This is a genomic window from Klebsiella sp. 141161 (assembly GCF_050600815.1).
Classification (GTDB): Bacteria; Pseudomonadota; Gammaproteobacteria; order Enterobacterales; family Enterobacteriaceae; genus Klebsiella; species Klebsiella aerogenes.
Genome location: NZ_JAQIRN010000003.1, coordinates 723084 through 733428, shown reverse-complemented (window position 1 = coordinate 733428; position 10345 = coordinate 723084). Strand labels below are relative to the sequence as shown.

General features: G+C 57.5%; 6 protein-coding genes. All 6 read right to left on the bottom strand.

Going from position 1 to position 10345, the window contains the following annotated elements:
* A partial coding sequence (locus PGR79_RS11835) for a 4Fe-4S binding protein (protein WP_048481461.1) occupies positions 1-143 on the bottom strand: 143 nt, incomplete at its 3' end.
* 10 nt (positions 144-153) lie between these two features.
* A complete protein-coding gene (gene dmsA / locus PGR79_RS11830) occupies positions 154-2592 on the bottom strand; it encodes a dimethylsulfoxide reductase subunit A (RefSeq protein ID WP_271032262.1) in 2439 nt (812 codons plus the stop codon).
* Between the two features lie 194 nt (positions 2593-2786).
* The gene (serS, locus tag PGR79_RS11825) at positions 2787-4079 is read right to left on the bottom strand and encodes a serine--tRNA ligase (RefSeq protein WP_015704878.1); all 1293 of its coding nucleotides are present in this window, start codon (positions 4077-4079) and stop codon (positions 2787-2789) included.
* A gap of 92 nt (positions 4080-4171) precedes the next feature.
* Positions 4172-5515 carry a replication-associated recombination protein RarA gene (gene rarA / locus PGR79_RS11820; protein ID WP_113374875.1) on the bottom strand — a complete coding sequence of 448 codons (1344 nt, stop codon included), beginning with the start codon at positions 5513-5515 and terminating at the stop codon, positions 4172-4174.
* Between the two features lie 8 nt (positions 5516-5523).
* The gene (lolA, locus tag PGR79_RS11815) at positions 5524-6135 is read right to left on the bottom strand and encodes an outer membrane lipoprotein chaperone LolA (protein WP_430921718.1); all 612 of its coding nucleotides are present in this window, start codon (positions 6133-6135) and stop codon (positions 5524-5526) included.
* Between the two features lie 122 nt (positions 6136-6257).
* Positions 6258-10337 carry a DNA translocase FtsK gene (gene ftsK / locus PGR79_RS11810; RefSeq protein ID WP_430921716.1) on the bottom strand — a complete coding sequence of 1360 codons (4080 nt, stop codon included), beginning with the start codon at positions 10335-10337 and terminating at the stop codon, positions 6258-6260.
* Between the last annotated feature and the right edge of the window lie 8 nt (positions 10338-10345).

Below are 10345 nucleotides of genomic sequence, written 5' to 3'. Positions count from 1 at the left end.
TGCCAGTCGCCGCCGGCATACTCGTAGATACGACGGAAGCTGACGTCCGGCGTCAGGTTCTTGTAGTCTTTACAGGCCAGCTCGCAGGTTTTGCAACCGGTGCAACGGGCGGAATCGATAAAAAATCCATACTGAGTTGTCATCGGTTACTCCTTACAGCTTTTCAACCTGGACGAGGTTGGTATGCGATGGGTTGCCTTTCGCCAACGGCGACGGTCGTTGGGTGGTCAGCACGTTAATGCTGCCGGCCTGATCCACGCGTGAGGCATCCGGGTTATACCAGGCGCCCTCGCCCAGCGCGACGACGCCAGGCATCATTCGCGGCGTCACTTTCGCTTCGATATGCACTTCACCGCGGTCGTTGAAAATGCGTATGCGATCGCCGTTGGCGATGCCGCGCCTCTGCGCATCGATCGGGTTAATCCACATCTCCTGACGGCAGGCGGCCTGCAGGACATCAACGTTGCCATAAGTTGAGTGGACGCGAGATTTATAGTGGAACCCCGTCAGTTGTAGCGGATATTTAGCGGTCAACGGATCGTTGTAGTTTTCAAAACCTGGGGTGTAGATCGGCAGCGGATCGATCACATCGCCTTCAGGCAGTTCCCAGGTCGCGGCGATTTTGGCAAGCTCCTGGGAGTAGATTTCGATTTTGCCCGATGGCGTGGTCAGCGGATTGGCCTGCGGATCGTCACGGAAGGCTTTATACGCCACATGATGACCTTGCGGGTCACGCTGCTTGAAGATGCCCTGCTGGCGGAAAGTATCAAAATCCGGCAGTTCGGGAATCGCTTTACGCGACTGCTCATACAAATAGCGCATCCAGCCTTCCTGAGTGCGCCCTTCGGTAAACTTCTCCGCCACCCCCATACGTTTCGCCAACTCGGTGGTCATCTCATAGATAGTTTTGCATTCGAAACGCGGTTTAATAGCCTGGTCGGCAAAGATGACGTAAGACATATTGCCGCAGGAGGCATCCAGCGCGAAGTCCATCTGCTCCGAGGCGGTACAGTCCGGTAGCAGAATATCGGCGTATTTCGCAGACGACGTCATGTGGCAGTCGATGACCACGATCATTTCGCACTTCTTGTCGTCCTGCAGAATTTCGTGGGTGCGGTTGATCTCAGAGTGTTGGTTGATCAGGCAGTTACCCGCGTAGTTCCAGATCATTTTGATCGGCACGTCGAGCTTATCTTTGCCGCGTACTCCATCACGCAGCGCGGTCATTTCCGGACCACGTTCAATCGCGTCGGTCCACATAAACATGGAGATGCTGGTCTCTACCGGGTTTTCCAGCGTCGGCATGCGTTCGAAAGGCAGGCTATATGAACCTTCACGCGCGCCGCTATTACCGCCATTGATGCCAACGTTGCCGGTCAGAATGGCGAGCATAGAGATGGCGCGGGTGGCGATTTCGCCGTTTGCGTGACGCTGAGGTCCCCAGCCCTGGCTGATATACGCCGGTTTCGCCGTCGCAATCTCACGGGCCAGCTTCACAATGCGCTCACGCGGGATCCCGGTAATGGTGGATGCCCACTCCGGCGTTTTAGCGATACCGTCGGAGCCCTGACCAAGAATATAAGCTTTATAATGCCCATTAGCCGGCGCATCGGCAGGTAAGGTTTTCTCGTCGTAGCCGACGCAGTATTTATCGAGGAAGGGTTGATCGACCAGATTTTCAGTAATCATCACCCATGCCAGCGCTGAAATGAGCGCCGCGTCGGTTCCCGGACGAATCGGGATCCATTCATCTTCACGCCCGGCGCCGGTGTCGGTATAGCGCGGATCGATAATGATCATGCGGGCGTTGGATTTCTGCCGCGCCTGCTCAAGGTAGTAAGTGACCCCGCCGCCGCTCATTCGCGTTTCGCCAGGGTTATTGCCGAACAGCACCACCAGCTGACTGTTTTCGATATCTGACGGACTGTTACCGTCTGCCCAACCGCCATAGGTGTAATTCAACCCTGCCGCAATCTGCGCCGATGAATAGTCGCCATAATGATTCAGATAGCCGCCGCAGCAGTTCATCAGACGTGCAATCAGGGTTTTACCCGGCGGCCAGGAACGAGTCAGAGTCCCGCCGAGCGTCCCGGTTCCGTAGTTCAGATAGATAGATTCGTTGCCATAATCTTTAATCAGGCGCTGCATATTGCTGGCGATAGTATCGAACGCCTCTTCCCAGCTAATTTGTTCGAATTTTCCTTCACCGCGTTTGCCAACCCGCTTCATCGGATATTTCAGCCGGTCAGGGTTATAGACGCGGCGGCGCATAGAGCGGCCGCGCAGACAGGCGCGGACCTGATGCAGGCCGTCGTAGTTATCGTCACCGGTATTATCGGTTTCTACGTACTTAATCGCGCCGTCAACCACGTGCATACGCAGCGGACAACGACTTCCGCAGTTTACGGTGCAGGCGCTCCAGACGACCTTCTCATTTTCCGGGGCCAACGTATCAGCGGCGTGCGCAATACGCGTAAAGGGCAAGGTCAATGCGTTGCTGGCCATCGCCAGGCCGCCTATCGCCGTGGTTTTCATTAAACCACGTCGGCTAACTTCGGCAGCCAGTAAAGCATCGGGGGCTTTGATTTTCATAGATACTCGCTTTGGTTGCTCACAATAAGCTGACAATCGTTATATAATTTTATATATATCGGATTTTATTGGCTTTTTATGCTGTATTAATCCAAAGGGAGTATCACCGGATTCACTGAATGGATTATTGCCCGGTATCAATAAGGATATAAAAAAAGCGCCCACAGGCGCTTTTAAGGAAAGAGTAGAAAAGATTAACCGATATATTCGAGGCCGCGCATATACGGGCGCAGGACTTCCGGGATCTCGATACGGCCATCGGCCTGCTGATAGTTTTCCATCACCGCAACCAGCGTACGGCCAACCGCCAGACCAGAACCATTCAGAGTATGAACGAGACGAGTCTTTTTGTCAGACTTGCTGCGGCAACGCGCCTGCATACGACGCGCCTGGAAATCCCAGACGTTGGAGCAGGAAGAAATTTCGCGATAGGTATCCTGCGCCGGAACCCACACTTCGAGGTCATAGGTTTTACAGGCGCTGAAGCCCATATCGCCGGTGCACAGCGCTACCTTACGGTACGGCAGACCCAGCAGTTGCAGAACCTTCTCAGCGTGGCCGGTCATCTCTTCCAGCGCCGCCATGGAGTCTTCCGGACGTACGATCTGCACCATTTCAACTTTGTCGAACTGGTGCATACGGATCAGACCGCGAGTATCACGACCATAGGAACCCGCTTCAGAACGGAAGCACGGCGTATGGGCGGTCATTTTGATCGGCAGATCGTCTTCGTCGATGATTTCGTCGCGGACCAGGTTGGTCAGCGGCACTTCGGCGGTCGGAATCAACGCGTAGTTGCTGCTATCGGCTTCTTCTTCCAGCGGACGAGTATGGAACAGGTCGCCGGCGAATTTCGGCAACTGGCCAGTACCATACAGCGTGTCCTGGTTCACCAGATACGGAACATAGTTCTCGCTATAGCCGTGCTGTTCGGTGTGCAGATCCAGCATGAACTGCGCCAGTGCGCGGTGCAGGCGGGCCAGTTGGCCTTTCATCACCACGAAACGGGAACCGGTCAGCTTAACGGCGGCGGCGAAGTCCAGCCCGCCATGCATTTCGCCCAGCGTAACGTGGTCGCGCACCTCGAAATCGAACTGGCGCGGCGTACCCCAGCGGCTGACTTCAACGTTGTCGTTTTCGTCGCGGCCAACCGGCACGTCATCGTGAGGAATATTCGGGATCGCCAGCGCGATATCGCGAATTTCCGCCAGCAGCGTTTCCAGCTCGGACTTTGCGGCATCCAGCTGTTCGCCAAGTTTGTTCACTTCCAGGCGTAATGGCTCGATATCTTCCCCGCGCGCTTTCGCCTGGCCAATGGATTTCGATCGGGAGTTACGCTCCGCCTGCAGGTTTTCGGTTTGAACCTGCAGAACTTTACGACGCTCTTCAAGAGCGCGCAGTTTATCTACATCCAGCTTAAAGCCCCGGCGTGCCAGTTTTTCTGCGACTGCGTCTGGCTCGGTACGCAGCAGATTGGGATCGAGCATGCTTATCCTGTGCTTATCGAATTTAAATAGGAAAAGTGGCCGCAAACTACGGCCACGGAAATATAGGTAATAACCTTACCGCAACGCCACAATTAGCGGTAGCGTTTTATCTGGCTATTTTGATCCAGTTCGGCAAGCCAGGCGAGCTTTTCAGCGATTTTGCCCTCGAGCCCCCTGTTTGTTGGCTGATAATAGCGCGTTTGCGCCATTTCCTGCGGGAAATACTGCTCGCCGGCGGCGTAGGCGTTAGGCTCATCGTGCGCGTAGCGGTATTCCTGACCATAGCCCATCTCTTTCATGAGTTTGGTCGGCGCATTGCGTAAATGAACCGGCACGTCGTAATCAGGGCGATCGCGGGCGTCGGCAAGCGCGGCCTTAAAGGCGGTGTACACAGCATTACTCTTCGGCGCGCAGGCCAGATAAACAATCGCCTGAGCGATAGCCCGTTCGCCTTCCGCCGGCCCGACGCGGGTAAAACAATCCCACGCGGAAATGGCCACCTGCATGGCGCGAGGATCGGCGTTACCGACATCCTCAGACGCGATAGCCAGACAACGGCGCGCAACATACAGCGGGTCGCCGCCCGCGGTAATGATCCGTGCGTACCAGTACAGCGCCGCATCCGGCGCGCTTCCGCGCACGGACTTATGTAGCGCGGAGATAAGATCGTAAAAACGGTCGCCTTTATTATCAAAACGCGCGCTACGCTCGCCGGCGATTTCGGTAAGCAGCTCTGCCTTCAGCACTCGCTTGCCCGAATCATCGTTTTCAGCCATATCGGCCATCATTTCCAGCGTATTCAACGCCCGGCGCGCGTCGCCGTTAACCAGTTCGGCAATCGCCTTGCGGGTTTCATCCGGCAGGACAATATCCTGCCCGCCGTAACCTCGCGCTTTGTCGCTCATCGCCTGGTTGAGCACCTGCTCGATATCGTCCGTGGTCAGTGATTTGAGCAAATAGACGCGAGCGCGGGAGAGCAAAGCGGAATTAAGTTCAAATGACGGATTTTCGGTCGTCGCGCCAATAAAAGTAATAGTGCCGTCTTCGATGTGCGGCAGAAAGGCGTCCTGCTGACTTTTATTGAAACGATGCACTTCATCAACAAACAGGATAGTGCGTCGGCCGGCGTTGCGGTTTTGCCGCGCGCGCTCGATAGCTTCGCGGATCTCTTTGACGCCAGAGGTGACAGCCGAGATACGTTCGACATCGGCATTAGCATAGCGGGCGATCACTTCCGCAAGGGTAGTTTTACCGGTGCCCGGCGGCCCCCACAGGATCATCGAGTGCAGATGCCCGGCCTCAATCGCCCGCGGCAGCGGTTTGCCCGGCGCCAGCAGGTGCTGCTGGCCAATGTACTGCGCTAAATTTTCTGGCCGCATACGGGCGGCCAGAGGTTGAAATGCATTATCGGAAAAATCGAGCGAAAAGTTGCTCACATTCGCCTCTACTTACGTTGATCGTCCACCGTCACCCCTTGCGGCGGCGTAAAAGTGAACTTAGATACATCGACGGCGCCATTCTGCTGCGACTTCAGCTGATAGCTGCTGCGCTGGTCGTCCTGCTCAACGGCGCTGAACTGATGGATAGTACCGTCACGACCGACATTGATTGTGAACTGCTTCAGATTGCCGTTACCGCTTTTTGGCGTCAGCACAAAATCATCGCCGTTTTGCTTGATATTATATTGCTGCCAGTCCGCTGACTGGTTGCGGGCGATCAGCATGAACGGCGTGTTGCTGGTCGCGTTTTTCAGCCAGGTCGCGGTTGCCTGCTCGACAAATGGGTTGTAGAACCACAGCGTTTTCCCATCCGACACCAGAATGCTTTCATCCGGCTGGGTCATATGCCAGTTGAACAGATTCGGGCGTTTCACCCACAAATCGCCCTGCCCGTCCTGCACGGCATTACCGCTTGCGTCGGTCACTTTCTGAGTGAAGCTGGCATGGAAGCTGCTGACTTTATCCAGACGGCTTTTTAAGTCGCCGGCAGCGTCTGCCCAAACCTGGCTTACCACGAAGCCAGACAATAATGCACAGGTGATGGCAAGTTTCTTCATTGTTGATCCTTATTGTGCGTCACTCCCGACGCGGGAGCCTGTTCTGTCTCTACTGTAGAGCCGTTGATAGCAACGGAATAGCAGAACAGGCTGATTTTGCGCTTATTTACCGAACTTTGCACTTACTCGAAGGGCGGCGGCGCCAGGACTTCACGGTTACCGTTATGGCCCTGCTCGCTGACGATCCCCTGAGCTTCCATCTGCTCAATGATGCGCGCCGCGCGGTTATAGCCGATGCGGAACTGACGCTGCACCCCGGAGATCGAGGCTTTGCGCTTCTCGGTCACGAAGTTGACCGCCTGGTCGAACAGCGGATCCAGCTCTTCGCCGCCATCAAAGCCGCCACTACCGCCTTCGCTTTCGCTGTCGGAGGTAATGCCGTCAACATACTGCGGACGACCGCGCGCTTTCCAGTCCTGCACCACGGCGTGTACTTCCTGGTCACGGACAAACGCGCCATGCACACGAACCGGCATCGTGGAGTTTGGCCCGGAATAGAGCATATCACCCATGCCCAGCAGCGATTCTGCGCCGCCCTGGTCAAGGATGGTGCGCGAGTCAATCTTGCTTGATACGGTAAAGGCGATACGCGTCGGGATGTTGGCCTTGATAAGACCGGTAATCACGTCAACCGACGGACGCTGGGTCGCCAGCACCAGGTGAATGCCCGCCGCGCGCGCTTTCTGCGCCAGACGCGCAATCAGCTCTTCTACCTTCTTACCGACGGTCATCATCAGATCGGCGAATTCATCCACCAGCACCACGATATACGGCAGTTTTTCCAGCACCGGATGTACGGCATCCATGCTGTCGCCCGGTTTCCAGTACGGATCCGGGATCGGACGTCCCATGCGCGCGGCCTCAGCGATCTTCTCGTTGTAGCCCGCCAGGTTACGCACGCCCAGCGCCGACATCAGCTTATAACGGCGCTCCATTTCATTGACGCTCCAGCGCAGCGCATTGGCAGCGTCTTTCATGTCGGTGACCACTTCCGTCAGCAGATGCGGGATACCTTCGTACACCGACAGCTCAAGCATTTTCGGGTCGATCATGATGAAACGCACGTCTTCCGGCTGCGCCTTGTAGAGCATGCTGAGGATCATGGCGTTCACGCCAACCGATTTACCAGAACCGGTGGTACCGGCAACCAGCAGATGCGGCATTTTCGCCAGATCGGCCACCACCGGATCGCCGGCGATATCTTTACCCAGCACCACGGTAAGCGGCGATGGGTTCTCGCGGAATTTCGGACAATCGAGCACTTCGCGCAGGTATACGGTCTGGCGTTTTTTGTTCGGTAATTCCAGGCCAACGTAAGGTTTACCCGGAATGACTTCTACCACGCGCACCGCCACGGTCGACAGCGAACGCGCAAGGTCGCGCGACAGGTTAGAGATACGCGCGGCCTTCACCCCCGGCGCAAGATTCAGCTCAAAACGGGTGATCACCGGGCCCGGCGAGTAGTTCACCACATCCGCTTTAATGCGGAAATCGGCGAGGCGCGCTTCGACCAGGCGCGCCATCTGCTCAAGCGCAAAGGTATCGACAGGTTCAACTTCGCTCGGCGGCGGCGTCAGGAGATCCAGCGACGGCAACGGCGTTGTTGGTCTTTGTAGCGGACGGCTGTCGCCATTACGCATCAGCAATGGATGAATAAGGCTCTCCTGCGGCTGCGGCGCGGGCGGCTGATAACCCTGCGGCGCAACCGGCTGTTGCTGCTGCATTGGCTGTTGAGCCGTCTGATAAGCCTGCGGCTGCGGCGCTACCGGCTGATGGTGTACGGGCTGCTGCGCAGGTTGATAACCCTGCTGCGGCGCGGCTGCCGGTTGTTGATAATGCTGAGCCGGTTGCTGGGGCTGTACTTCCGGCGTCGGCGTAAACAGCGGCTCGCTCGGACCATCATTGACCAGCGTTTTCATCGGCGAGAACTCATAGTCCGACGGTGAGAAGGGATTAGCTCCCGGCGGCTGCTCGCTGGCATAGCGCTGTTGCTGAGTGGCGGCAAACTGGCGCGCCAGTTCCGCTTCAGCGGCAGCGTCTTCGTCCTGCTCATCGCTTTCTGACTCATAGGACTCGCCATAGCGCTGTTGCTGGGTTGCGGCAAACTGACGAGCCAGCTCGTCCTGTTCCAGCGCATCGGCTTCTTCGTCGCTCAACGGTTCATTATCGTAATGATGTTCAAGCTCGGCCCGACGCGCGCGCTCTTCAGCAATACGCTGAGACGGCAGCTTAATGCCATAGGAAGCCAGTTCCCGACGAGTCGGTACGCGGACGCGATTCGGACGCGGCAATTTCGGACCGATGCCCTCTTTTACCTGTACCCGCGGGCCGCTGGATGCCGGGCTGAAAACGGGCGCTGCGTCAGCGACGGTTGACGCCACTGAGGCGGCCGCGGCTGCGCTTCCAGAAGTCGTGGCCTGATGAACGCCAGCGGCGACGGCTGTCACGGCGGCGGCCTCAACGGACGGCATGGATGGAGCAGTCGGAGTGGTTATCGGTTTGGCCGCCACCGGACTCGCTGGTTCAGGGATTGGCTGGTACCAGGACTCCAGCAACTCGCGTTCGCGCGCGCGTTTCTCTTCAACTTCCTCGAAGTAATACATCGGCGGACGTTTAGTTTCTTCCTGCGGCGCTTCAGGCTCAGCGGCAGGCGCCGGTTCCTGATGGTAAACAGGCTGCTGAACAGCCGCTTCAGGCTGATAAATCGGCGGCTGTGGATGCGCGGCTTCCGGCTGGTAAGCAGGCGGCTGCTGCGGCGCGTATTCAGGCTGATACACCGGCTGCTGCGGATGCGCGGCTGCCGGCTGGTAAACCGGCGGCTGCTGCGGCGCGTACTCAGGCTGATACACCGGCTGCTGCGGATGCGCGGCTTCCGGCTGGTAAACCGGCGGCTGCTGCGGCGCGTACTCAGGCTGATACACCGGCGGCTGCGGATGCGCGGCTTCCGGCTGGTAAACCGGCGGCTGCTGCGGCGCGTACTCAGGCTGGTACACCGGCTGTTGCGGATGCGCGGCTTCCGGCTGGTAAACCGGCGGCTGCTGCGGCGCGTATTCAGGCTGATACACCGGCTGTTGCGGATGCGCGGCTGCCGGCTGGTAAACCGGCGGCTGCTGCGGCGCATACTCAGGCTGATGCACCGGTGGTTGCAGGTGAGCAGCCTCCGGTTGGTATGCCTGCCCTGCCCCCTGCTCCGCCCATGCCTGCGGCACAGCTGCAGCGGCGGAAGCGGCGCCGATCGGGTCGGCCACCGTATGGCCATTCAGCAGCGGATCGTAAGGGTCTAAATCGCCAGGACGTGCGGCGCTGGCGCCTGAGAACAGGACATCATCAGCGGCGACAGGCGCGCCGCTGGCGCTGTATTGTACGGCTTCCGCATCATCCATACGTTTACCGGAGAACAGCGCGGCATCGGTTTTACGCCCCATCGGGTTGGCGAACTTTTCCGCCAGACGCTTACGACGCGCTAGCGCGCTGCGTAAGATGCGGGCGCGACGCGATTCCCGCGGCTGCGCGTTATCGTCGTCTTCATCATCTTCATATTCATCATCTTCATATTCGCCTTCATCAACCCAGGTATCGTCCCGACGGGTACGATTACTGGCAAAGGTCAAAATAGAAAGGATGGCGCCGCCGAGTTTCTCGGCAATGCTGACCCATGACCAGCCGGTAAACAGCGTTAAACCTGCAGCCCAGATACAAAGCAAGGCGATAGTGCCGCCGCTGCTGTGCAGCAAGGGTTGTAAGGTGGTGCTAAGCAGGCTGCCAATGACGCCGCCGGAGGCAAAGTACCAGATATCGTCGGCATTGATTGCCGCCAGACCGCAGGAAGTGAGAATGAGCGCCAGCGCGCCGATCAGGCGCAGCGAAACGGCGAAGTAGTCGACATACTCGTCATTTTCCTGATGACGCCATGCAAACCAGCAGCCGCCGATGATAATCACGGGGATGGTGTACGCCATTACGCCAAAGATGAAAAATAGCGTGTCCGCCAGCCACGCTCCGGGCATGCCGCCCAGATTATGGATAGGCTCATGCCAGGCGGTCTGTGACCAACTGGGATCGGATGGATTAAAGCTCAGTAATGCCGCCATCAGCCAGATGGCAAAAAGAGAGCAAAGGATGAGTAACGCCTCAAGAACGCGGCGCCCGCTGCTTAGCTTCGTTAGTTTGACTTCTTTGTCTTCGGTGTATTCCTGGCTCAAGAAAGGCT